The following is a 22,084-nucleotide window of genomic DNA, read 5'->3' as shown; positions in this document are numbered from 1 at the left end:
AAGGCGTTCATACCTTCATCACAACCAACTCAACTGTACTTTGGATAGTCTTTGGAGCAGTTTTCCTCGCGACCGGATATGGCGCGCGGAAGGTTTGCAAGAGCTATTACCACGGCAGGACAAACTTCCGTCGCTACTATCGGAAGTAATAATTGTTGGGTATGACTGCGGGTCGGGCTTGTTGCGTCTAATGGTGACCAGGCTCGGCTGTGGTAGATTTCCGCCATCAACAAGGAGGGATCACATGCGAATTCTGATCGGTGCTCTGGGTCTGGCTTTGCTGGCCGGGTGCGCCTCGATGAATGAGAAGCGGGCCGATGGGCCTGCCAGGTCATTCAGTAGTGCAAAGCCTGTCGACAGCCTCGCTGAGTGCGTCCTTTTTGCCTGGCAAAACCAGTCGCTGATGGGAGCCCACTACGGCGCGTCGATACAGCCTCTTGCAGATGGAGGCAGGACAGTTATCAGCACTGGTGAAGTCGAGTTTGCCGACTTCCGTGGCTCAAACTCTGGAACTGAAGTGGGTTTGTACTTCCAATCAGGCCTAATGGATTGGCGGAAAAATCGACGAATCGAGGCAGTCAACAGCTGCCTGTGAATAGACCGCCTACGGGCGGTTTTTTATTCCCTGGAGAAAAGCATGACTGCGAGTTCCATTTCCTACACGCCCATGACCACAATCAAGCTTTCGGGCTCACTTGCCCAGAAGTTTGGGCGCCTGCATCGTCGAATGATTGACTCCGGATCTACCTGGGAGGTCTTTCAGGCCCTCAAAGCCACGCTTCAAGGGTTTGAGGATGAAATCAAGAGGTTGGACAGGCTTGGCCTCAGATTTGCGGTTTTTCGCAACAGGAAGAATGTTGGGCTGGACGAGTTTTCCCGCGCCGGTACACGTGAAGTTCGAATTGTTCCGATCATCAGTGGCAGCAAGCGAGGGGGCCTACTGCAGACCGTCATTGGAGTCGCTCTGGTTGTTGCTGCGACAGTAGCTTCCGGTGGCGTCGGTGCCGCATTTGCGGCTGGCGCAGGAGGATGGGGTGTCGCCGCTGCCGTTGGTGCATCCATGGCTATTGGTGGCGTGATCCAGCTGCTCAGTCCCCAGGCTCAGGGTCTATCATTGAGCGCAGCAGCAGAGAACAAGCCCTCATACGCTTTCGGTAGCGCCAGGAACACCACCGCCAGCGGCAATCCAGTCCCGATCTGCATCGGTAAGCGACGCTGGGGCGGGGCGATCATCTCGATCTCCATCGAAGCTCAAGACAAGGCCTAGGGCCAGCTCAGCACACATACACCGCCTAAGGGCGGTTTTTTATTGCCCGGAGGAAAGCATGGGCGCAGCGGCTCACCTGGACATCACCGGCGCCAAGGGCGGCGAGAGCAAGCCGAAAACTCCCGTCGAGGCGCCGGACAGCCTGCAGTCGACGAACATCGCCAAGATCCTGTTGGCCGTGGGCGAGGGCGAGTTCGACGGCACGCCGACCGATCGCGACATTTACCTCGACAACACGCCGATCATGGACGCCAGCGGCAATGTGAACTTCCCGGGTGTGAAGTGGGAGTGGCGCCGCGGGAGCGTTGAGCAGGATTACATCCATGGCATTCCCTCAATCGAGAGCGAGAACACCGTCAACGTTGAGCTGCGCAGTGACAGCCCGTTCACGCGCTCACTGAGCAACACGCAGCTGTCTGCGGTGCGCGTGCGCATGTCCTGGCCACGCTTGGTGAGCCGGGACAGCAGTGGCAACGCCAACGGCTACCGCATCGAGTACGCCATCGATATCGCCACTGATGGCGGGGCGTATGTTGAAGCGCACCTGGGCGCCGTCGACGGCAAAACCACGAACGGCTACCAGCGCTCTGTGCGGGTCAATCTGCCTAAAGCAACGACCGGCTGGATGATGCGCGTCCGCCGGATCACCCCGAACGCCAATAGCGGCACCGTTGGCGACACGATGACCATTGCCGGCTACACGGAAATCATCGATCAGAAGCTCAGTTATCCGAACACCGCGCTCCTCTACCTCGAGTTCGACGCCCAACAGTTTCAGAACATCCCAGCGGTAACCGTGGACTGCAGGGCCAAGCTGTGGCCCGTGCCGAGCAACTACGACCCGGCGACCCGTACCTACACCGGCGTATGGGACGGCACCTTCAAACAGGCCTGGACCAACAACCCGGCGTTCGTCACCTACGGCCTGTGCGTTGAGGACCGTTTTGGCCTGGGAAAACGCATCAAGTCGTGGATGGTCGACAAGTGGGAGATGTACCGAATCGCGCAGTACTGCGACCAGCTGGTACCGGACGGGGTGGGCGGGCAGGAGCCGCGCTATCTGTGCGACATGAACCTGCAGGGCCGCGCCGAAGCTTGGACGCTGCTACGTGACTTGGCCGCCATCTACCGAGGCATGGTGTACTGGGCCCACGGTTCTCTGTTCATGCAGGCAGACATGCCGCGCGCCCAAGACATCGACTACGTCTTCACCCGTGTCAACGTCATTGATGGCGACTTCGTGTATGGCGGTGCAGAGCGCAATACGCACTACAGCCGCGCTCTGGTCAGCTACGACAACCCGGCCAACAACTACGACACCGACGTCATCCCGGTTACCGACAACGCGCTCCAGCGCCGGTACCGGGACCGCCCGGTGGAGATCTCGGCCATCGGTTGCACCCGTGCATCCGAGGCTCAGCGCCGCGGGAAATGGGCTCTGCTGAGCAACAACCAGGATCGGACCGTCACCTTCAAGACCGGCATGGAGGGCCGTATCCCGCTGCCAGGGTTCGTCATCCCCGTGGCTGACGAGCTGGTGTCGGGCCGTCCGAATGGCGGACGGATTTCTGCGGCTGCCGGCCGCGTCGTGACACTGGACCGTGACACGCCGATCAAAGCCGGTGACCGCCTGATCCTGAACCTGCCTAACGGCACAGCCCAGGCGCGCACAGTGCAATCGGTCGCGGGGCGCGCGGTGACGGTAACCACGGCGTACAGCGTACAGCCTGAGCCTGAGCTGCAATGGGCGATTGATTACGACGACCTGGCCGTGCAGCTCTTCCGCGTGCTGAAGACCACTCGCACCCAGGAGGGCGAGTACGAGATCACCGCACTTGAGTTCAACCCGAGCAAGTTCGCGGCGATCGACACCGGTGCCAAGTTGGATGAGCGCCCGATCAGCGTCATCCCGATCACGACGGTGCAGCCACCGGCCAGCGTCTCGCTGACCTCGGCCTATGCCGTCGATCAAGGCATCGCCGTCAGCACCATGACCATCGCCTGGCCGGCAGTGCAGGGTGCGGTGGCTTACGACGTGGAATGGCGCAAGGACAATGGCAACTGGATACGCCTGCAGCGTACTGGCACCACCTCGGTCGACGTGGTGGGTATCTACGCTGGCGCCTACCTGGCCAGAGTGCGCGCCGTCAGTTCGTTCGACATCACGTCGATCTGGCGCGATTCGATCCTGACCGAGCTGAAGGGCAAGGAAGGTTTGCCGCCCTCGGTTAGCTTACTGACCACTGAATCGCTCATTTTCGGCATTTCGCTGAAGTGGGGGATCCCGCCAGGCGCCGAGGACACCCAGCGGACGGAAATCTGGTACGGGCCGGGCAACGACCTGGAGTCAGCGACCAAGCTGGCCGACCTGGCCTACCCGCAGACCGAATACGTCATGCAGGGCCTGGCTGCAGGCGTGTCGTTCTTCTTCTGGGCACGCCTGGTGGATCGAACCGGCAATATCGGCCCGTGGTATCCGGTCGGGGGTGGAGTGCTGGGGCAGTCAGGGTCGGATGCGGGCCCTATTTTGGAGCTGATCAGTGGCCAGATCACCGAGAGTGAACTCGGCCAGGAGCTTCTGCGCGAAATCGAGAAAATCTCGGGCGACTTCCCGGGCTCTGTCAGCGACCGGATCAACGAGGCGAAACAGGAACTGGAGGATCTGATCACCGAACTGACCGACCCGCTTGAATACGTGGCCACCAACGCGTACGCCCAGGATGATGCTGTGCGCTTCGGCCGCCGGCTGTACATGGCCATTGCGCCGGTGCCGGCGGCTGCCGATGGCAGCAATGCCCCGCCGAATCCGACCTACTGGGTAGACATCGGCAGCATTGCCTCGACGGCGAACGGGTTGGCACAGGCGGTGGCCAAGAACACTACGGACATCGCCACAGTCGACGGCAAGATCGAAGTTACCGCGGCCATGCTCCAGGCCGTGCAGTCAGCTTACCGGGACGATAACGGCGAGGGCGACCTCAATGATGCGCTACGGGGCTGGGACACGCTGGCGAAGGTCTCCGAAGAGTCGCGCACCAGGGCGACCCAGAACGAGGCTATGGCCAGCCGGGTGACCACCGTTGAAGCTCGCGTAGATGACAACACGGGCAGCATCCGCAGCCTGGAGCAAACCGTCGTCACCAACGAGCAGGCTACGGCCAGCAGGTTCACGGACGTGAATACCAAAGTTGGCAGCAACACGGCCAACATCTCGCAGTTGGAGAAAACGGTTACCGACAACGAGTCGTCAACGGCATCCCGCCTGCAGACGGTCAACGCCCGTGTCGATAATGCGGAAACGTCGATCAGCAACGAGGAATTGGCCCGTGTATCTGGTGACGAGGCTTTGGGGCAACGAATTGGTTACATGGAGGCTTCATTCAGTCCGCCGCAAGGCGATCGCGACGACAGCGGCGAGGGAGAGCTGGCTGGAGCGCTGAAGGGCTGGGAGAACACCGCCAAGATTGCCGACGAATCGAAGGTGCGGGCTTCAGAGATCGAAGTCCAGGCACGCCGAACCGAGACGCTGGAGGTGTCGTTCAACTCGGCGCTGGATAAAACCAACGGTGAGGTGCAAAAGACCAGCGCGTCCGTGCAGGTCACCAGTCAAGCCCTGGCAGCGCTAGACAACAAGGCCAGCACCATGTGGTCGGTGAAGATGCAGGTCAATACCCAAGGTCAGTACGTGGCCGCCGGCATCGGCCTGGGCATCGAGAACGGCCCGGCCGGCCTGCAAAGCCAGTTTCTGGTGTCGGCAGACAGGTTTGCTGTGGTCAACGGCATCAACGGCACGCTCTCGTCGCCCTTTGCGGTGCAGGGTGGCCAGGTCTTCATGAACGATGCCTTCATCCAAGACGGCACGATCACCAACGCCAAGATCGGCAGCTACATCAGCTCGACCAACTACGTAGCCGGCCAGCAGGGCTGGATCCTGAACAAAAGCGGAACGTTTGAGATCAACGGCACTGTGGCGGGGCAGGGGCGCCTGCTGATTAACAACCAGCGCCTGCGCATCTATCACGCGAACGGCAACCTGGCGATCGACCTGGGAGTGAACGTATGACGGCAGGCTTGAAGGTCTACGACTCAAGCGGCCTGGCACTGCTGGATATGACTAGCTCGATCAGCCAGATGATGGGGTATGTGGACACGGGGGCGGCCAATGGCTCGCGCTCGATTCCCCTCGCGCCGGCGGGAAAAACGCTGTTCTACGCAGTCACCGAAATATCTGCGCAGAACAAGTACCTCGGGAAGCGGCCGGGGATAACCCTAACTGTGGGAGCCTCGGCCGCCACCTTGTCTTGGCAGTACTCATACCCTGGCGGCTGGGGCTTCTACTCGCTCAACTGCCGCATTCACTACGGATATTACTGATGTCAGCAGGCCTGAAGGTATTTAAGGACAACGGTACCCTCTTGTTCGACACCGAAAAGATCACCTATGGACTGTTGAAGAGTGGGTATCTGTCGTTTCAACTCAACTGGCCCCGGCTTGACCACCGGTCCGCGCAACTGCCACCCAATGAAGGCAGCAGCTTTGCCGAGTCCTCTATCGCAGATCCTATTCACGGATTTAGCGTTACTGGAGCTGTTGCGCCGATCGTCTTCATCACGGGCTCTGGGATTTCCTGTGGTTCTTCCAAGTCGGGGGATACCACCATCTTTTACTTTATAGGAGCCAGCCCATCCACGAAGTTCTACTACTTCGACACCATGCGGAACAACCTGAATGGCGCCGGATTGAAGTGCTACGACGAGTCCGGGGCTTTGACCTTCAACTCGCTGCAACGCCCGCTCGACATTGTGACGGTGATTCAAGCTCCACCGCCGCCTACGCCCACAGTGTGGAACGGAATAAAGCTGTACGGGGTGCCTTTCTTGGGGGCTACCAGGCAGGCCACCCGTTTTATCAACAGTGGACCCTATTACTGTGTGACCCGTGTATTTGTCTCGATAGGTTCAGGCGAATACGCAGCGAGCACGACATTCTCTAGATCGTTTGGCCAGGGAATCATGGACGACATGTCCGCGCCTGGCTCGCCGTGCCCATCTTATGGGTATATGCAGGCGCACATGGATGGGGCTTATGGCGCGGTAGGCGGGATTTATTTCATGGCCTGCGATGCCGCCAGAACCACAATGGTGATCAGCACGACCGGGTCGCGAAATTACTTTGATATTCCCACCGACCGTTATCCACAGGCTCTCGTCATTAAGACGGACAACCTGCCATTCCCATTCAACTAATCGGAGCATCCCATGCCCTGGTACAGGACAGGCACGGTCGCGATCACGGCCGGCCAAACAACGGTGACCGGTACCGGCACCAACTTTTCAGCAAACGGCAGGGTGGGCGATGCGTTCCTCGGCCCGGATGGGCGCTGGTATGAGGTGACCAACATCGCCAGTGGCGCGGTGCTGAGCATCCTGCCGGCTTATCAAGGTGCCACAGTGAGCGGAGGCTCCTACGCCATCACGCCGGTGCAGGGGTACACCAAGACCCTGGCCGACAAGTTCAACGACATCGCGAACACCTGGGGTTCGACGCTGGCCGGTCTGGGCGCAGTATCCACCGAGAACGTGGTGCCGGTGACCAAAGGCGGCACCGGAGGCACTACGGCGGCATTGGCCCGTAGTGGGCTCGGCCTGAAAGCGGCAGCCGTTGCCGACATCGCGGGCACGGTGAGCCAGAGCGGCGGCACGCCCACCGGCGCAATCCTTGAGCAGGGCAGCAACGCAAACGGGCATTACATAAAATATGCCAGCGGGGCGATGGTTTGCTGGGGGACGGCGACATACACCGGAGGAATTACCTCCGCAGCTGGCGGGCAATACATTTCGCCAGTGGGCCAAACGATTACCTGGCCAGTGGCGTTCGCGGGCGCCGCCCCAGTTGAGTTGGGTGGCGGTGTAACAGAGGGGGCCTACCGGGTTATTTGTGTGCCGTATCGCGCCAACGGTTCGAGCGGAACGATGACATTCCAGCTGTACCTTTCCTCGACAGCGGACGTTATCTTTTCTTGGAAGGCCATCGGGAGGTGGTTCTAATGATTATCAAGCTTTCTCCAGTTCGGTCTGACCTGCAGCTTGCCGTGTTCAAGGCTGGCGAAGTTATGGAAATCAACGGCGTGGCGCTGGACTTCTCCCGTTTGGCCGACGGCGCCACCTTGCCATCTGAGGCAGTCGGATGTGAGTTCGTTATCGCGCCGGTCGAGCGCGTAAACGGTGACCTGGTGCTTACCCTGATGTTGCCGCACGCGGCTGATGCTCCGCAGGCTGCTCGGTTCCCGGTAGATATCTACCCGGCCGATGGGCAGGTGCAACTCCCTGGCCTTGAGCTCGGTGATCGCCTCGCCGCGACTTCAGGCGTGATCGACTGGTCGCAGGTAGTCACCGCTGAAGCGAAGGCCCAGGCCGCCGCCGAGCAACTGTTTGCCACCGTGACCGCCGATCTCGGCCAGCGTCGTGCCGTCGCCGATGCTGCCATCGCCCCGTTGCAGGATGCCGTCGATATCGACGAAGCGACGACAGACGAAGAGGCGCGCCTCAAGCTCTGGAAGAAATACCGTGTCGCGCTTAGCCGCCTGCCTGAGCAGGATGGTTACCCCAACGAAATCGACTGGCCCGCGCCTCCGGCCTGATCCGCACCAAGACCACCGACCGCCGCCTGGCGGTATTTTTTTGCCTGGAGAAAACCCATGACCCAATCCCAGCCCCGGGGCGTGCGCAACCGCAACCCCGGCAATATCGATTTCAACCCTCGCAACAACTGGCAGGGCCAGATCGGCAAGGAACCTGGTGGCCGCTTCGCAATCTTCGACACGCCCGAGAATGGCATCCGCGCCCTGGGCAAGCTGCTCATCAACTACCGGGGCAAGGACGGTATGCCGGGCGTGGGCGGGAAGGGCATTGATACGGTGCTCGAAACCATCAACCGCTGGGCGCCAAGCAACGAGAACGACACCCAGGCCTACGCCGGCGCCGTGGCAAAGCGTCTGGGCGTGCGCACCACAGACCCTATCAATATCAAGGACGCGGTCACACTGCGCGGGATGGTGGTCAGCATCATCATTCATGAGAACGGCGGCAACCCGTATCCGGCGGGGATCATCGATGAGGGCGTGCGGAGGGCGCTGGCATGACGATCAAGACGATTGGCCGATGCCTGGGCCGGGGCGGGGATGGTTCGCTCTGGTTCTTCTGCAATGGATGCAATTTGCCGCATAGCCTCAACGTTGGGGCAGGGCCAGGCCCTCGCTGGGGCTACAACGGAAATGCCGAGGCGCCGACGTTCACGCCGTCCGTACTGGCCCGGTACCGCATGGTCAGCAAAGAAACGGTCTGCCATTCATTCGTCACCGACGGACGTATCCAGTACCTAGGCGACTGCACCCACTCCCTGGCCGGTGAAACGGTAGACCTTCCTGATTGGGAGGCTTCATGGAACAACTGGTAGCGAAACTTAAGGTGCCGCTGTTGATCCTGTCTCTCGCTTTATTGCTGGCGTCGCACTGGGTTGCCTACCAGCACGGTCGATCTGTGGAGCAGGCGAGCGCCGGCCAAGTGGCAGCTCAGCGGGACAGCGGCGATCGCTTGGCGGAAGTGATTGGCGAGCGCGATGCAAGAAAGGAAGAACAACGACGCGCGCAAGCGCAGGAGGACGCGAGAGCCCATGCCCAGGAAGAACGAACGATTGCTGATGCTGGCGCTGCTGGTGCCGATGCTGCTGGCCAGCGGCTGCGCGACGAAGGTGCCAATCTCGCCGCCACCGTCAGTTGCCCCGGCTCGGATACCGGCGCTATTACCCGAGGCCAAGCAGCCACCCGCGCCGCTATGGTGCTCTCCGAACTGCTCGCACGGGCTGATGAACGAGCGGGAGAGCTGGCGAAAGCTTATGACCGCGCCAGGTTAGCTGGTTTGACGTGCGAGGCATCCTATAATGCGCTGATCAACTGATCGGAGCCTAGCGGTGGAGAAGCGTACTTTCATTGGGCTAATTGAGGCTGGCGAGCCACTCATCAAGCAGGCCATCGAAGCGATGCGGGCATACCACGAGGCCGAGGCCGCAGGCCTGCCTGCTGCAGAGGTTGAGCGACTGCACCTTCTGGCGGAATCGCTGTTCCAGGCCGTTTCGGACTACCAGCTTCGATCGGTCGCCAAGGCCCGCGGTAAAGATTTTCCCCCACTCCACTAGTCCGCTGATCGGTGATTGCCCCTTACACCCCTCGCACTATACGATACTGTATCCATATACAGTATTGGTGCCCCATGTACTTTCTCCTCGTGCGCCGCCGCGTGAATGGTGTGGCCATTCCCACTGATCAGCTCAGGAAGGTCAAACCCCTGCGCGCCGACATCCATATCGGCGACCACCACAGTGAGCCGCTTGGCCGGGTGTCGACTCAGGCCTGGGTGTTCAACCCAACGCCCAGCGGCGACATCATCCCGCGGCTGCACGACGCCAAGGTCAATGGCATGGCCCAGCTCGGCATGAACATCAATGGAGTGGAAGAGATCGACGGCGTGATTTATGCGCAGTCGTGGTGGTGCAGGACTGAATGATGAGCCAACTGCCTAGAGCCTGGCTGGATGAGCTCAATGACGAGTGTGCCCTGGTCACAGATCCGGACGGGCGCGCTGCTGTCCTCAGCGAGATGGCTAAGGCCGCACACCTGCGCCGGGAAGTTGATTCCGATCAGCTATGCGAAATGCTTGAGTTCGCGGAGTCTGCGCGGCTGTATGGACTGAACGAGCACGAGGATATGTATGCAACGGGGCTGTTCCGTCATCACGAGCCGCTGCCCGAATGGGGTAACCAGATGATCAAAGGTGTGGGGAAAGTGCCGCCTGCTGAAGGGTAAGCGGGCTGTCGGCAGAACGCCGGGGAAGGGTGATTTTCTGTCTAAAACTGCGCTGTTTCTTCTCGGTTTTACTGGTCGAAACTCAACCAAACTCGCCAATGCATATTAGACAAATCCAGTGCATAGGCCGCGAACGACGCGGCCTTGAGTCGAATTTCCACACTACTGCTGCAGTACCAGAGTTCTCAGCCAATAAGGGGAATTTGCTCGCTCAGGAAGCGCCAAGCTGCGAATGTGAAGCACGCCATTCCCAGAACAAAGCACAGAAGGCCCAGCAGCCCGGTTCCCCAAATGCCACAGTCCCATTTTTTTGAAAGCTCCGGCTCGTTCGGATCGGGCCGACCCTGTTTCCATTCTTCCAACTGCCGCGACACGATTTCTCCGAACAGATAGTCCCGTCCAAGAAGCAGGGTAAGAGACATGCCGAAAAAAATGATGGCTCCTGTAAGGAACACCCATGCGAGCTGGACTGGCAATATCGTGGAGGGCGGCAGATCAACCTTCGCGGAGAAGAAGCTCGCACAGACCGCAAGCGCACCACCGCTCAGCAGCAGCAGTGTTTTCAGCAAGTCTTGGCCTCTGGCAACAACGGCGGCCTGCGACACGTTATGCTGCTGAATGTGATTGTTGAGTTCCGTTGTGTCTTCCTGGCTCATCGCGAGAAAATCCATGGTTTGTCGATCGCATTCTAGCAGGACGGATGAGCCTAAAATCGGTTCCAAAACTGAAAGGGCGACCCTTGCGGTATGCGGCCTGTAGCCGCCGTTTCGTGTTTGTTTTGGAATCGATTTCCCAGGTCGGGCCGCACGGATTGGGCACTTGTACCACGGTCTTGAAATCCGTTGAGCACCTTCAGATCATTGCGGTTCCGCGACCTAGATAGCACGTATTTACCGCTTAAACCGTATCGCCCGAGAAATTCTTAAAAATCAATATTTAGATCATGATCAAGCATTAATTGAGCTACTGCTTCCTTTCCTCCGTCAATAGATTCCAACTGTCGCAGTACGCTAGGAAGCTCGTTGCTATGCTTGAGTTGGTCATTGCGCGCGGCGATTCTTATAATCTCATTGGCTTGTTTGTAGGTGGGGCTGCATTCTTGCATAACTTGTCTAAGGTAGCGGCCATGCGTGTTCGCTTGAGCAAAGTTTCCTGAGCTTGAGTAAATAATTATGAGTCGATCAATTAGTGTTGGGGGGATGGCAAACCAATCCACCTTGCTCAATTCATCAAATGTAGCGATTTTGATTCTTTCATTGGCTGCTGCAATAAGCTCTATAGCAAGCTTGTCTACTATGTAGAACCAATCTAAATCAGAGAATAGCTTTGGTGGTGCATTTTTGATGAAGGTTAAAATTCTCATTTTTTCCGGGCTTGGCATGGCATTCCATAGACCCAGCTTGGCAAGGCGAACAATACTTATGACGCCTTGGCAAAGTTCATCTTCTGCACGCACGTGCTCTATGATTTTATTGGCGGTTGCGGGGAAAAATTGGTCCCAGAGATTAGGGTGCATCGCTTTGATGGCTGACAGGGCAAGCACACATTTGCTGAATTTCGCATGGTCTGTCCCGCTGAAAGCGGTTTTTAAAAGGACCGTCAATAAGTTGTTGTAAAGAGCCCCCCTAGGCCGCTTTAATGGTCCCGCCTCAAATAGAGTTACTACATCTTCAAAATTATTTGGGAAGAATTTTGAATTTATGTCGCTTAGAACTCTCTCCAGCGCGGCTTTACCTTGAGAAGCAGGCTTTGAAAGTATTGAGTTAACGGAGTTTACTATGTGCAGCCTCGCTAGTTCCGCCGAGGCGGAAAATACCTGGTTGTCAGCCACATGTGAAGGGTGTGCGCACCTGTTGCGGTCTTCTACCAGTCTGGCAATGTCTAAGTATTCAATGTGTGAGATGAGCTCGAATTTGTCTTTCGCCATTAATGGTAGCTCTTTTTCAAAAGCTAAGGCGCCAGGGAGGTTGTGAGCTTTTTGAATGGCTTCGAATCGCGAAATCTCATTTTGGGCTTGCTTATCGCCAGTTGCCGACAATTCTCTTATTTTGTCGACTAGGTCGAAAGCTACTGCAATCCAACAAGCTACGACCGAAGATCGATAAGCGCCTGCCTTATAGCATGTTACTGCTTCCTCTATATATTGGCGTGATCTAGGATCTTCGCAGCTTAGAATTAACTCATCCAGATCGTTCAGCATTGTCATCCTTACTAGCTTGACTAATTGCAAAAATAAATTGGTCTTATGGTGCGGCAAGCATGTGTCATGCCCGCAGACTAGTGTGGATACTGTTTGATGGCAAGGTGCCCACCGCCGGTGCTGAAGGATCTGTAACGGCCTTCGAGTGCAATGCAATCAGCAGGAATGATGGACGGTCTGCCTCCTGCCTGGCTGGCCGATCTCAACGACCAATTCGCACTGGTTGCGGATCCCGACGGGCTCAATCTGTTCTGCGCGAGATACCTATGCCACTCGCCTCCTGGATGAAGTCCACATCGGGGATTTGGCGGACATCTTGGAGAGGGCGGAATCGGCAGGGCTATGGGGAGCTCTGAGGCGAATCTGAGAGCAATGATGCTTGCTTGCTGGCAGGCTGCCAAGCGAGGTCGGTGGGAGCCGAAGGAGGGTGAAAATCAGTTCCGCAATCAAATGCTACCCCCTTGATTTTAAAGGGCTGCAAGGCATCCGATAATGAATGGATGCGGAATTGATTTTTTTGTAAGTGTCTGAAATCAAAGAAAATAAGCCTCGGATTGCAAATCCGTCTACGCCGGTTCGATTCCGACCTCGGCCTCCACATTCGAAAGCCCCGCAGATTAACGTCTGCGGGGTTTTTCTTTGCGCGCTAGAAACCCAATCGTTCCCGCATTACAAAGCATCGTTTCCGCATCAGGCCGTTATTGGGTCGGGCTGACCACTTCGCCAACTCGGCGATAAACGCGCTCGGTGATTCCCTCTTTCGAGTCAGTTCGCAAGGGGCCAGGCCTCGGCCGAGATGGCCTATCCATGCGCCGATGGTAATCGTGTTCATGATGTGATCTCGGGGGGTGGGCTGCATTGGTCGTAACGCTCGTTGCCGTGAATCTCCCGGACCAGGGGAGGGCGAGCGTCACGACCGATGCAACCTGGTGATGGGGAACCAGGTGATCGGGCCGGCTTTCCGGCTTTCCGGCTGTCAGGATCTAGCTGTGAGTTCGCGAGAGTCGGCTGATGATGCAGACAGAGCCATCGTCAGTCGGAGTGGACGCGGTGTAATCGATCTGGTTGTACACACCGCCGTGGAAATTCAGCAGGGAAGAATCCCAAGAGCTATCCATTTCAAGTCTGCCGGATGACCCGGCATGGCCGTTGCACTCGGCGGTCACGGTCAAGGCGCCCGAGGCAAGTGCACGGATAGTGACCTTGAACTTCGTGCCGAGCGGCACACCTTTGAGCAGCGTGGTGTTCACCGGCTCCGCCTGGTTGAAGGTCTTGCGGAAGCCCAGGGTGATATTCCCTTTGCTCCAAAGGACTTTCACCGGGGGGCTGTCGTCGTCTTTCACATGCAGTTGCGAGATGACGACTTTCTGTGCGGAGTTGACCTTGGTGAGCGTCATCTCCTGCAAGTTGATGTGCTCATCGGCGCTGTCCAGCGCCCAGTACACCGGCTCTTTCCATTCACACCGCGTGCGGTGCGTGCTCTTGCTCGAAGCACCCTTGGTAGGGGCCGAAAACTGAACTGATCCGTCGGGCAGGACGTTCACGACACCGGGCAATTTCTCGATCGCCTCAGACCCGCTGAGCTCAAGCGCAACGGGGTTGGTGGATGAAGTGGCCACGGGGGTCGTGATCGTGAGGTTGTTGATGTTTACGGTCATTGGTACATCTCCTGTCTCTAAAGCTCATCGGTGCGGCGGGATCGCCTTTGCTACCTGGATGGGAGCCTTATCTGCATCGTTCTCCCGGCCTCGCTACTGGCGAAAAGCCGGGGGCTTCTGGTTTCTTGTTCTTCCAGCCGCGGTGCTTGCCCGTCGGATAGTTCGTCATTCTTGGCAGTCAGGATGCGGGATTGGTGTTCGAGCAGTTCTGCCTGCATCGGCACGCCAAACTCGAAGTCGGTTGAGTCGATGTCCATTGGGCTCCTATTAAATACTGTATACGCATACAGTATATCGTCAAGTGAGATCGCCCAAGCCCCATGTGACGGAGTGGAGTGTCGGTGGGGATTTTTGGTTGGCAGAACGCCTTAAAAAAGTGTTTTTACCGCCTGAAAATGCGTTGCGGCTTAAAAATGGAGCTTTTTGCCGTGGCCGGTGGTCAAGCTAGTTGGATGGGCCTAATACCAATTGAGAGGGGCTCTCCGTTCTGGTTGCACCGATCAACAACCGACGATTTCAGGAGAGCAGCATGCGTATGCGAAGCAACGTGTACTGGACTTGGGTTGACCCGTCACTGCATCACCAACGTCATGAAGAAACCCTGGGCGAGGGTACTTGCATCGATGTGCAGGCAAGACTTTCCCGAACGGGCTCGACGCAGTTGTTCATAGGGGTTTATGCCTGGTCAGGGATGACGTTGTACGAGGAGGCATTCAGCGCCCGGCCAGGCGAGTCGATGGCCAGGGCGTTGGCGTGGGGTGTAGGCCGGGCTCGTCAGTTAGCGTTTGAAGGTGTTTCCTATCCTAAGTGCCGCTGTGATCCCTCTTTCGAGTCGTCCGGTAGAAAGTTGGCATCCGTGAGATCTGACAATGTCTAGCCATTTATCGACCTGGGTGAACATTACCTGGTGAACGCCTTTCTACTTATCAAGGCAGTTCACCAGGAGGCAGGGCCATGCCACGTGGAGATAAAGACAAGTACACCGAAAAGCAAAAGCGTAAAGCCGAGCACATCGAAGAAAGCTATGAGAGTCAAGGCGTGTCCGCGGAAGTGGCCGAGCGCAGGGCGTGGGCCACCGTGAACAAGCAATCCGGAGGTGGTGAGCGCAAGGGTGGTTCTGGGCAGAAAACCAGTAGTGCGGAAAAGGCCAAGGCACGGCGATCTTCAGCTCAACGCGCAGCAAAGACCCGGGAAGAAGGAGGGCGGTCCGGACACTCGTTTGAAGAGATGACCAAGGCTGAGCTGATAGACCGGGCGCGTCAGCAGAATATCGCTGGGCGTTCAACGATGCGTAAGGCAGAGTTGATCAGTGCGCTACGCCGGTAGTGTCGAGCGACTGAATGGCGATGTTCTATCTGGCAGGAAAATGCTGAACCTATCTGCCTTCCCTGGCGGGGAATCAAGTCCGTGTGAGTGTATGTCTGCGATGGCCAAAAACGACTTTTCTAAGTGGTGGCATATTGCTACATTGCGCGCCGCAACTCACATGGATAGAGGTCAACATGAAACACCTGCTTTTTCTGTCGCTGATGGCCGCCAGTGCTGCCATGAGTGGCTGTGTCGTTCAAAGCACCTACAGCAAGACGATCGCTGTTACCAAGGATGCTGATGGCAAAGTGCTGCAAACGGTGGAAACCGAAACTGTCGTTCAGCCCGCTCAAGGCTACCCAATGCGTCTTCAGCTGATCAAAGGCATTCAGACAAACTAGAAGGGTCGCGTAGCGAGAATCTGTCCTCGTGGTAAAGCTCGCCAAGCAAATCGTTCGACCAAAGAAAAAGCCCGCCAACAAGTGGCGGGCCTAAAGAACGTCGGAGCAGATTCAGAGTGCCCAGTCGGGTGTCATAAAATCGTGAAAGGTATGTTTCAGGCTCGAAACATCCTTCACGCGTGACTGAGCGTCAGTGCGCTGATCACGCTGAGAGAGGCATCCTCGGCTGGCATGCCATCGGTGCAGTCCACTTGGTTGTAGACCCCAGTATGACAATTCAGCGTGCACGCAGCCCAGAACGACGTATTCGGACGAAGGGCCGGCCAAAAAAAGCCCGCCAGAAGGCGGGCAAGGAACGTTTGAAGGGAGAGGTTTCAGCCTGAGGGCAATGGGTTAACTCTGCATTAACCGTAAGCCATTGACCCTGGCCAGCGATGCGCCTATACAGGCGTGGCCAATTTCCAGGAGCCACCATGCACGACGAAGACGACCTGCACGAGCCCGAGCACGATCATTTGCTCGATCACGAATTTCTCTATGACGGCCTGGAGCCCGAGGCGGATGCCCAGGGCGCCGAGGATGAGGTCGAGGAAGACGAAGAACTGCTGGATGACCTCGATGACGAAGACGATCACCCAGCCTGGCACGACGACCCGGACGACTGATTCAGCGCCCGTCCAGCGAGAAGCGCCCAGGGCCGCTGACCGCCAGCAACAGCAGGCCGCCGACGATGCTCAGGTTTTTCAGGAACTGGGTCATGTTGGCGGCGCGCTCGGGGTCGACCATGTTCCAGAACGGATGCCCCAGCAGCGCCGTGCCCAGCACGAACAGCGCGAACAGGAAGGCCAGTGGGCGCGTGTAGAAACCCAGGATCAGCACGATCCCGACGAAGAACTCCATGACCACTGCAACCGCTGCAGCAACGGTGGGGGCGGGAGCGCCCAGCGAGGCCATGTAGCCGACCGTGCCTTCGAAGCCGGTGAGTTTGGCCCAGCCAGACAGGATGAACAGGATCATCAGCAGCACGCGGGCGATGAGGATGATGATGTCGCGTTGGCCATTGAACAGGGAGTAGCGCATGGTGGCGTTCCAGTGGACGTAGTCAGGTTCCACTCTAGCAGGCATGCGGCGAATTTCAGGCGGGCACGAAAAAGGCGCCACGAGGGCGCCTTCATCTAAATATGGTGCGAGTGGCGGGACTCGAACCCGCAAGGCTCACGCCGACAGATTTTAAGTCTGCTGTGTATACCAATTCCACCACACTCGCACGCTTGAAAGGGTCGTGAAGACCGGCGCGCTTCTAGGCAGAAGGGCCTGACAATCAAGCGCGCTTTATAACCCATTGTTATAGTTGAGTCAACCACAGCACCTATGATCATAGGAGTGAGGGCGTTGATCAGAGGGTTGATTGACACTGAAGTGTCATTAGGCCACTGTTGCGCGTTCTATTGGATCCAATGAGTGAATGGCCATGTCCACGGCTACCCGTCCCACTGATACCGGGCGTCTTGTTCGCCCCCGCTGGTACTGGCGTGTACTGTTCGCCCACATCTTGTTGCTAGGGGCATTCCTCTATGTCAGCCTGGCTTCACTGGGGGGCTACCTGTTGATGCTCGGGTTCGCCGACGAGCACCCGCAACCCCAGCGAATGATGGCCTTGGCCGGTGGCGCCGTTATTGTGCTGGTGTGCCTGTGGTTGCTCAAAGTGGCGCTGCCACGGCGGGTCAGCCCGGTGCTGGTCGAACGTGAGCCTGGTTGAAGTTGAGTATGCCGCGCTGACCCAGGCGAGCATCTTTGGCTAAGCTCACTATTTCCCCTCCTGCTGTGCCTGTGGAGTTTGCATGGTTTCAGCCGACTGCACCGACCACCCTGTCATGCCTGCTAACAGCTACGAGCGCTTGGTGCAGTCAGTGGTGGACTACGCCATCTACATGCTCGACACCAGGGGCCGTGTGGTCTCCTGGAACCCCGGTGCCGAGCGCATCAAGGGCTACCGCGCCGAGGAAGTGATCGGCCGGCATTTCTCGTTGTTCTTCACGCCCCAGGATTGCCAGGATGGCCGCCCCGAAAGGTTGCTCAAGCAGGCCCTGGAGCAGGGTGTTGCACAGGACGAGGGCTGGCGGGTACGCAAGGATGGCACGCAGTTCTGGGCCTTGGCCGCGCTGGACGTGATTCGCGATGAGCAAGGGCGGGTCATCGGCCTGGCCAAGGTCACCCGTGATATCACCGACCGGCGTGAATCGGCCATGCAACTCGATGCGGTTCGCGCCCAGCTTTTCCAGGCGCAGAAGCTTGAAGCCCTGGGCCAGTTGACGGGCGGGTTGGCCCACGACTTCAACAACCTGCTGACGATCATCATCAACTCGGCCCGGATGGCGCAGGAGAGCCGAGACCCAGTACGCCAGCGTCGCCTGATGGAGCACATCCTCGATGCAGGTCAGCGGGGTACCGAGCTGACCAAGCAGTTGCTGACCTTCGCCCGCCACCGGCAACTCGAAGTCACCCCGATCGCGCCGACCGAGTTGCTGGCGGCAACCCGGGGTTTGCTGGAGCATGCCTTACCCCGGGAGATCGCGCTCGAGGAGCACCTTCAGCCCGACCTGCCGCTGATCGAAGTGGATGTCGGGCAGTTGCAGATGGTCTTGCTCAACCTGTTGTTCAATGCCCGGGATGCCATTGAGGGCCAAGGCACGATTCGCATGGGGATCAGTGCTGTGGAGCTTGCGGGCGAAGTCGAAGGGTTGAGTGGGCATTTTGTGTATTTCGAAGTCAGCGACAGTGGCCCGGGCATCGACCCACACGTGCTGCCACGGATCTTCGAGCCGTTTTTCACCACCAAACCATTCGGCAAGGGCACTGGCCTGGGCCTCAGCCAGGCCTACGGTTTTGCCAAGCAAAGCGATGGCGCAATCACCGTGCAGAGCGAGATCGGCAAGGGGACGTGCATGCGCCTTTACCTGCCGGCCAGCCGGCGCGATACGGATGGTCAACTGGAAAGGTAGCCACCATGGCTCAAGCACTCAAGCGGCTGGTGACGGGAATAGCGGGGCTCGATGCGCTGCTCAAGGGCGGCCTGGTGGCAGGGGCTTCCTACATCATTCAAGGGCCACCTGGCGCCGGCAAGACCATCCTTGCCAACCAGCTCGCCTGTTGCCACGTACGCCATGGCGGCCGTGTGCTGGTGGCGACCTTGCTCAGCGAATCCCACGAGCGGTTGTTCCAGTATCTGTCGACCCTGGATTTCTTTGACCCGGCGCTGGTCGGCGACCACATCCAGTTCGTCAGCGCCTTCGATACCCTCGAACAGGAGGGGCTGGACGCGGTGGTCAAGTTGTTGCGCCAGGAAATCGGCCGGCAGCAGGCCAGCCTGCTGATTGTCGACGGTGTGCTCAATGCCCGCGTGCGTGCGGAAACGTCGCTGGACACCAAGAAGTTCGTCTCGGAGCTGCAGGGGCATGCCGCCTTTGCCGGGTGCACCTTGTTGCTGCTGACCAGCGCGCGGCTGGATGAGGGCAGCCCCGAGCACACCATGGTCGATGGCGTGATCGAGCTGGGCGAACAGCTGATCGGTAGCCGCGCCGTGCGCCATGTGCAACTGCGCAAGACGCGTGGCAGCGGGTCGTTGTCGGGCCGCCACGAATGCCTGATCGACGAGGCGGGGATGCATGTGTTTCCGCGTCTGGAAGCGCTGTACAGCCACCCCAGCCAATTGGGTGGTGCCACCCTGAGCCGGGTGACGACAGGCATCGATACACTGGACCAGATGCTTGGCGGCGGGCTGGCCCAGGGTTCGGTCAGCCTGTTGATGGGGCCCTCGGGTATCGGCAAGACCTCCTTGGGCCTGGCTTTCCTGGGCGCCTCCCGTGTCGAGGCGCCGGGCCTGCATTTCGGCTTCTACGAAACGCCCGACCGGCTACGGTTGAAGGCGGCCTCCCTGGGCTACGATTTTGCGGCCATGGAGCGACAAGGCGCCTTGCAACTGTGCTGGCAGCCAACCACCGAAGGCCTGCTCGATCAGGTCGGTGCGCGCTTGCTGGCGCAGGTTGAGGAAAGGGGCAGCAAGCGTGTGCTGATCGACAGCCTTGGTGCCTTCAGCCGCCTGGCAGTGGACCCGGCACGGCTCAATGCGTTCTTCCGGGCATTGACCGGCGAGCTGCGGGCACGGGATGTCAGCGTCATGCTCACCTGGGAAATGCGCGACATCTTCGGCTCGGAAATCACCGCGCCAGCACCGGACTTGTCGAGCATCGTCGACAACCTCATGCTCATGCGCTTCGTCGAGCTGGATTCACAACTGCGCCGGCTGTTGTCGATCCTCAAGGTGCGCGACAGCCACCATGACCCTGCACTGCATGCACTGCATTTCAGCTCGCAGGGCATCAGCCTGAGCAAGGCATTCGAGGGTGCCTGCGGCGTACTGTCGGGTACACCCGTGCCGCAAGGAGGTGGGTGACGGAGCCCGGTAATGAATACCATCCTGATCGTCGATGACGAATACCTGATCGCCGATATCCTCGGCTTTGCCCTGGAGGACGAGGGCTTTCTGGTAGAAAAGGCGAGCAACGGGCGCAAGGCCCTGGATGCACTCAAGGAAAAACGCGTGGAGCTGGTCATCACCGATTACATGATGCCCGTGCTCAACGGTGAGGAGTTGGTGGTGGCGATTCGCGAGGAACTGGCACTGCCCGACCTGCCAGTGATCCTCATGAGCGGTGCCCAGGCCAGCCAAGGACGCCCGGAGCTGTTCGCCGCCGTGTTCGACAAACCGTTCGACATGGACAGGATGATCGCCAAGGTGCGCGAACTGCTGGACACCTGAGGCTCAGCCAGCGAGCCGGGTCTTCCATGGGTTTCGAGCAGGCGCGTCCGTGCGACTGGTTGCAAGCCGGTCAGTGCTGGTCGTCGTGCTTCTCCGGTGCCGGGTTGCCGGCCTGGATGCGCTTGAAGATTTCCTCACGGTGCACCTGGACATCCTTCGGTGCATCGATGCCAATCCTCACCTGCATCCCTTTGACGCCCAGAATGGTGACTTTGATGTCATCGTTGATGACGATGCTTTCGCCAACCTTACGGGTGAGTATCAGCATGTAGTTCTCCTTGGTGATATAGAAATCCGCCTGGCCAGTGCCGTGGCGGTGGGAGCCTGTCCCTCTTCCTTCTCATTAAAGACGCTTTCGGCGGATAGTAATTCCCCGAAATATAAAATCTGTCGTGTGTCTTTAGTTGCAGGTGCCGATTCAGTGCGCCACTGGTGTGTCGACGAAGGTGCTCGATGGCAAGGATAGGGGGGTTCGAGGCGTATGGGAAATTTCTCTGCATCATCGGTTGAATAGGCCCATTCAATCATCAGCCGGTTCTTCCAGAGCCTGCAGAAACAACAGCAGGGCGACCTCTTCGGGGTCCAGGCCCTTGCGCACTCGCCGGCTAGGCAAGTTGGCCAGTCGGCCCAGGGTGTAATGCTCCAGCACCGCCGGGTGGATGTAGCAGCGTCGGCACACCGCGGGCGTGTTGCCCAGCCGTGAGGCAACCTGCTTGACGATGCTGCTGACCTGGCGCTTGGCCTCGGTTTCCGGCTCCCAGGCCAACGGCCTGAGCAGGCTCAGCGCCAGGCTGCTGCCGGCCCAGGTGCGGTAGTCCTTGGCGGTGAAGTCGGCACCGGTCAGTTGCTGCAGGAACTGGTTGATCTCGCTGGAGCCCACGCTATGGCGCTGGCCTTCCTCGTCCAGGTACTGGAAAAGCGCCTGCCCGGGCAGCTCCATGCAGCGTTTGAGCAGGTTGGCCAGGCGCCGGTCGCGCAGGGTCACGTCATGCTCCACGCCGCGCTTGCCACGGAACTGGAAGCGGATGGTGCTGCCCTCGACCTTGACGTGGCGGTTGCGCAGGGTGGTTAGCCCGTACGACTTGTTGTCGCGCAGATAGCGCTGGTTGCCGATGCGGATCAGGGTGTGGTCCAGCAGGCTGACCACCAAAGCCATGACTTTTTCCCGGTCCAGGCCCGGGCGGGCCAGGTGCTGTTCCAATTGCGCACGAAGCTTCGGCAAGGCCTGGGCGAAGGCCAGCATGCGCCCGTACTTGTGTTCGTCGCGCAGCTCTCGCCACTGGGTGTGATAGCGGTACTGCTTGCGCCCTCGGGCATCGCGGCCGGTGGCCTGCAGGTGGCCCTGCGGGTCGGCGCAGATCCACACGTCGGTATAGGCGGGCGGGATCACCAGCGCTGCGATGCGTGCCAACGTCTCGCTGTCGCGCACGCGCTGGCCTTGCGCGTCGAGGTAGATGAAGCGCCCGCGCCAGAGCCGGCGGCTGAGGCCGGGCTGGCTGTCGTCAACATAGTGCAGGCTGGGCGGCAAGCTGCAGTCGAGCATCGGCGGCACACCTCGATCAGGTCACTGA

28 protein-coding genes and 1 tRNA gene are annotated in these 22,084 nt (G+C 58.8%); 21 read left to right on the top strand and 8 right to left on the bottom strand.

All coding sequences use genetic code 11. The features are described 5' to 3' along the window. Nucleotides 1-244 precede the first annotated feature (244 nt). The 13 genes from KU43P_RS17035 (at nucleotide 245) to KU43P_RS16975 (ending at nucleotide 10,127) form a co-directional block, all read left to right on the top strand. On the top strand, nucleotides 245-595 hold the full coding sequence (locus tag KU43P_RS17035; RefSeq protein ID WP_317658564.1) for a hypothetical protein: 351 nt from the start codon (nucleotides 245-247) through the stop codon (nucleotides 593-595). A 42-nt stretch (nucleotides 596-637) separates the two neighbouring features. Continuing rightward, nucleotides 638-1,267, top strand: coding sequence for a tail assembly protein (locus KU43P_RS17030; RefSeq protein WP_317658562.1), 630 nt, complete (start codon nucleotides 638-640; stop codon nucleotides 1,265-1,267). Between the two features lie 58 nt (nucleotides 1,268-1,325). Then, nucleotides 1,326-5,330 carry a phage tail protein gene (locus KU43P_RS17025; protein WP_317658560.1) on the top strand — a complete coding sequence of 1,335 codons (4,005 nt, stop codon included), beginning with the start codon at nucleotides 1,326-1,328 and terminating at the stop codon, nucleotides 5,328-5,330. Further along, on the top strand, nucleotides 5,327-5,641 hold the full coding sequence (locus KU43P_RS17020) for a hypothetical protein (RefSeq protein WP_317658559.1): 315 nt from the start codon (nucleotides 5,327-5,329) through the stop codon (nucleotides 5,639-5,641). The genes KU43P_RS17025 and KU43P_RS17020 overlap by 4 nt, the downstream gene beginning before the upstream one ends. Continuing rightward, the gene (locus KU43P_RS17015) at nucleotides 5,641-6,513 is read left to right on the top strand and encodes a hypothetical protein (RefSeq protein ID WP_317658558.1); all 873 of its coding nucleotides are present in this window, start codon (nucleotides 5,641-5,643) and stop codon (nucleotides 6,511-6,513) included. Before KU43P_RS17020 ends, KU43P_RS17015 begins: the two co-directional genes overlap by 1 nt. Nucleotides 6,514-6,525: 12 nt before the next feature. Then, nucleotides 6,526-7,314: a phage tail protein gene (locus KU43P_RS17010; RefSeq protein WP_317658556.1), complete on the top strand. Its 789-nt coding sequence runs from the start codon at nucleotides 6,526-6,528 to the stop codon at nucleotides 7,312-7,314. Beyond that, nucleotides 7,314-7,907, top strand: coding sequence for a tail fiber assembly protein (locus KU43P_RS17005; protein ID WP_317658555.1), 594 nt, complete (start codon nucleotides 7,314-7,316; stop codon nucleotides 7,905-7,907). Before KU43P_RS17010 ends, KU43P_RS17005 begins: the two co-directional genes overlap by 1 nt. Nucleotides 7,908-7,964: 57 nt before the next feature. Then, on the top strand, nucleotides 7,965-8,408 hold the full coding sequence (locus KU43P_RS17000) for a structural protein P5 (RefSeq protein ID WP_317658554.1): 444 nt from the start codon (nucleotides 7,965-7,967) through the stop codon (nucleotides 8,406-8,408). Next, the gene (locus KU43P_RS16995) at nucleotides 8,405-8,722 is read left to right on the top strand and encodes a DUF6527 family protein (protein ID WP_317658553.1); all 318 of its coding nucleotides are present in this window, start codon (nucleotides 8,405-8,407) and stop codon (nucleotides 8,720-8,722) included. Before KU43P_RS17000 ends, KU43P_RS16995 begins: the two co-directional genes overlap by 4 nt. Then, the gene (locus KU43P_RS16990) at nucleotides 8,707-9,222 is read left to right on the top strand and encodes a DUF2514 domain-containing protein (RefSeq protein ID WP_317658551.1); all 516 of its coding nucleotides are present in this window, start codon (nucleotides 8,707-8,709) and stop codon (nucleotides 9,220-9,222) included. Before KU43P_RS16995 ends, KU43P_RS16990 begins: the two co-directional genes overlap by 16 nt. A 13-nt stretch (nucleotides 9,223-9,235) precedes the next feature. Next, complete coding sequence (locus tag KU43P_RS16985; RefSeq protein WP_317658549.1) at nucleotides 9,236-9,460, top strand: hypothetical protein; 225 nt, start codon at nucleotides 9,236-9,238, stop codon at nucleotides 9,458-9,460. 74 nt (nucleotides 9,461-9,534) lie between these two features. After that, complete coding sequence (locus KU43P_RS16980) at nucleotides 9,535-9,828, top strand: hypothetical protein (protein ID WP_317658547.1); 294 nt, start codon at nucleotides 9,535-9,537, stop codon at nucleotides 9,826-9,828. Further along, entirely contained in the window at nucleotides 9,825-10,127 is a 303-nt protein-coding gene (locus tag KU43P_RS16975) for a hypothetical protein (protein WP_317658545.1), read from the top strand. The genes KU43P_RS16980 and KU43P_RS16975 overlap by 4 nt, the downstream gene beginning before the upstream one ends. Before the next feature lie 185 nt (nucleotides 10,128-10,312). Here KU43P_RS16975 and KU43P_RS16970 read toward each other — a convergent pair whose 3' ends face one another. The 4 genes from KU43P_RS16970 to KU43P_RS16955 all read right to left on the bottom strand — a co-directional run bounded on the left by KU43P_RS16970 (nucleotide 10,313) and on the right by KU43P_RS16955 (nucleotide 14,242). Continuing rightward, nucleotides 10,313-10,783, bottom strand: coding sequence for a hypothetical protein (locus KU43P_RS16970; RefSeq protein WP_317658543.1), 471 nt, complete (start codon nucleotides 10,781-10,783; stop codon nucleotides 10,313-10,315). 266 nt (nucleotides 10,784-11,049) lie between these two features. After that, on the bottom strand, nucleotides 11,050-12,327 hold the full coding sequence (locus KU43P_RS16965; RefSeq protein ID WP_317658541.1) for a hypothetical protein: 1,278 nt from the start codon (nucleotides 12,325-12,327) through the stop codon (nucleotides 11,050-11,052). Nucleotides 12,328-13,310: 983 nt separating this feature from the next. Further along, the gene (locus tag KU43P_RS16960) at nucleotides 13,311-13,985 is read right to left on the bottom strand and encodes a polysaccharide lyase family 7 protein (protein ID WP_317658539.1); all 675 of its coding nucleotides are present in this window, start codon (nucleotides 13,983-13,985) and stop codon (nucleotides 13,311-13,313) included. A gap of 50 nt (nucleotides 13,986-14,035) precedes the next feature. Then, nucleotides 14,036-14,242 (bottom strand): hypothetical protein, encoded by a 207-nt coding sequence (locus KU43P_RS16955; protein ID WP_317658537.1) that lies wholly within the window; start codon nucleotides 14,240-14,242, stop codon nucleotides 14,036-14,038. Between the two features lie 272 nt (nucleotides 14,243-14,514). On the opposite strand from KU43P_RS16955, the gene KU43P_RS16950 reads away from it, so the two are divergent. From KU43P_RS16950 to KU43P_RS16930, 4 genes are all read left to right on the top strand, one after another. Then, complete coding sequence (locus KU43P_RS16950) at nucleotides 14,515-14,862, top strand: hypothetical protein (RefSeq protein WP_317658535.1); 348 nt, start codon at nucleotides 14,515-14,517, stop codon at nucleotides 14,860-14,862. A 77-nt stretch (nucleotides 14,863-14,939) separates the two neighbouring features. After that, nucleotides 14,940-15,311, top strand: coding sequence for a Rho termination factor N-terminal domain-containing protein (locus KU43P_RS16945; protein WP_317658533.1), 372 nt, complete (start codon nucleotides 14,940-14,942; stop codon nucleotides 15,309-15,311). Between the two features lie 176 nt (nucleotides 15,312-15,487). Beyond that, on the top strand, nucleotides 15,488-15,694 hold the full coding sequence (locus KU43P_RS16940; protein WP_411567221.1) for a hypothetical protein: 207 nt from the start codon (nucleotides 15,488-15,490) through the stop codon (nucleotides 15,692-15,694). Between the two features lie 473 nt (nucleotides 15,695-16,167). Beyond that, nucleotides 16,168-16,359 (top strand): hypothetical protein, encoded by a 192-nt coding sequence (locus KU43P_RS16930; RefSeq protein WP_317658531.1) that lies wholly within the window; start codon nucleotides 16,168-16,170, stop codon nucleotides 16,357-16,359. A gap of 1 nt (nucleotide 16,360) precedes the next feature. On the opposite strand, the gene KU43P_RS16925 is transcribed toward KU43P_RS16930, so the two are convergent. Next, nucleotides 16,361-16,774 carry a DoxX family protein gene (locus KU43P_RS16925; RefSeq protein ID WP_317658530.1) on the bottom strand — a complete coding sequence of 138 codons (414 nt, stop codon included), beginning with the start codon at nucleotides 16,772-16,774 and terminating at the stop codon, nucleotides 16,361-16,363. A gap of 102 nt (nucleotides 16,775-16,876) precedes the next feature. Next, nucleotides 16,877-16,961, bottom strand: a tRNA-Leu gene (locus tag KU43P_RS16920). 204 nt (nucleotides 16,962-17,165) lie between these two features. On the opposite strand from KU43P_RS16920, the gene KU43P_RS16915 reads away from it, so the two are divergent. From KU43P_RS16915 to KU43P_RS16900, 4 genes are all read left to right on the top strand, one after another. After that, nucleotides 17,166-17,453 carry a hypothetical protein gene (locus KU43P_RS16915; protein WP_317658528.1) on the top strand — a complete coding sequence of 96 codons (288 nt, stop codon included), beginning with the start codon at nucleotides 17,166-17,168 and terminating at the stop codon, nucleotides 17,451-17,453. Between the two features lie 82 nt (nucleotides 17,454-17,535). Continuing rightward, entirely contained in the window at nucleotides 17,536-18,696 is a 1,161-nt protein-coding gene (locus tag KU43P_RS16910; RefSeq protein WP_317658526.1) for a two-component system sensor histidine kinase NtrB, read from the top strand. A gap of 5 nt (nucleotides 18,697-18,701) precedes the next feature. Continuing rightward, on the top strand, nucleotides 18,702-20,147 hold the full coding sequence (locus tag KU43P_RS16905; RefSeq protein ID WP_317658525.1) for an ATPase domain-containing protein: 1,446 nt from the start codon (nucleotides 18,702-18,704) through the stop codon (nucleotides 20,145-20,147). A 12-nt stretch (nucleotides 20,148-20,159) separates the two neighbouring features. Further along, nucleotides 20,160-20,513 carry a response regulator gene (locus tag KU43P_RS16900; protein WP_317658524.1) on the top strand — a complete coding sequence of 118 codons (354 nt, stop codon included), beginning with the start codon at nucleotides 20,160-20,162 and terminating at the stop codon, nucleotides 20,511-20,513. A gap of 70 nt (nucleotides 20,514-20,583) precedes the next feature. On the opposite strand, the gene csrA is transcribed toward KU43P_RS16900, so the two are convergent. Continuing rightward, entirely contained in the window at nucleotides 20,584-20,781 is a 198-nt protein-coding gene (csrA, locus tag KU43P_RS16895; RefSeq protein WP_008089330.1) for a carbon storage regulator CsrA, read from the bottom strand. A 252-nt stretch (nucleotides 20,782-21,033) separates the two neighbouring features. Next, a complete protein-coding gene (locus KU43P_RS16890; protein WP_317658521.1) occupies nucleotides 21,034-22,056 on the bottom strand; it encodes a DNA topoisomerase IB in 1,023 nt (340 codons plus the stop codon). Nucleotides 22,057-22,084 lie beyond the last annotated feature (28 nt).

It is taken from the genome of Pseudomonas sp. KU43P (assembly GCF_033095865.1).
GTDB lineage: Bacteria > Pseudomonadota > Gammaproteobacteria > Pseudomonadales > Pseudomonadaceae > Aquipseudomonas.
This window is presented reverse-complemented; position numbering and strand designations above follow the sequence as displayed.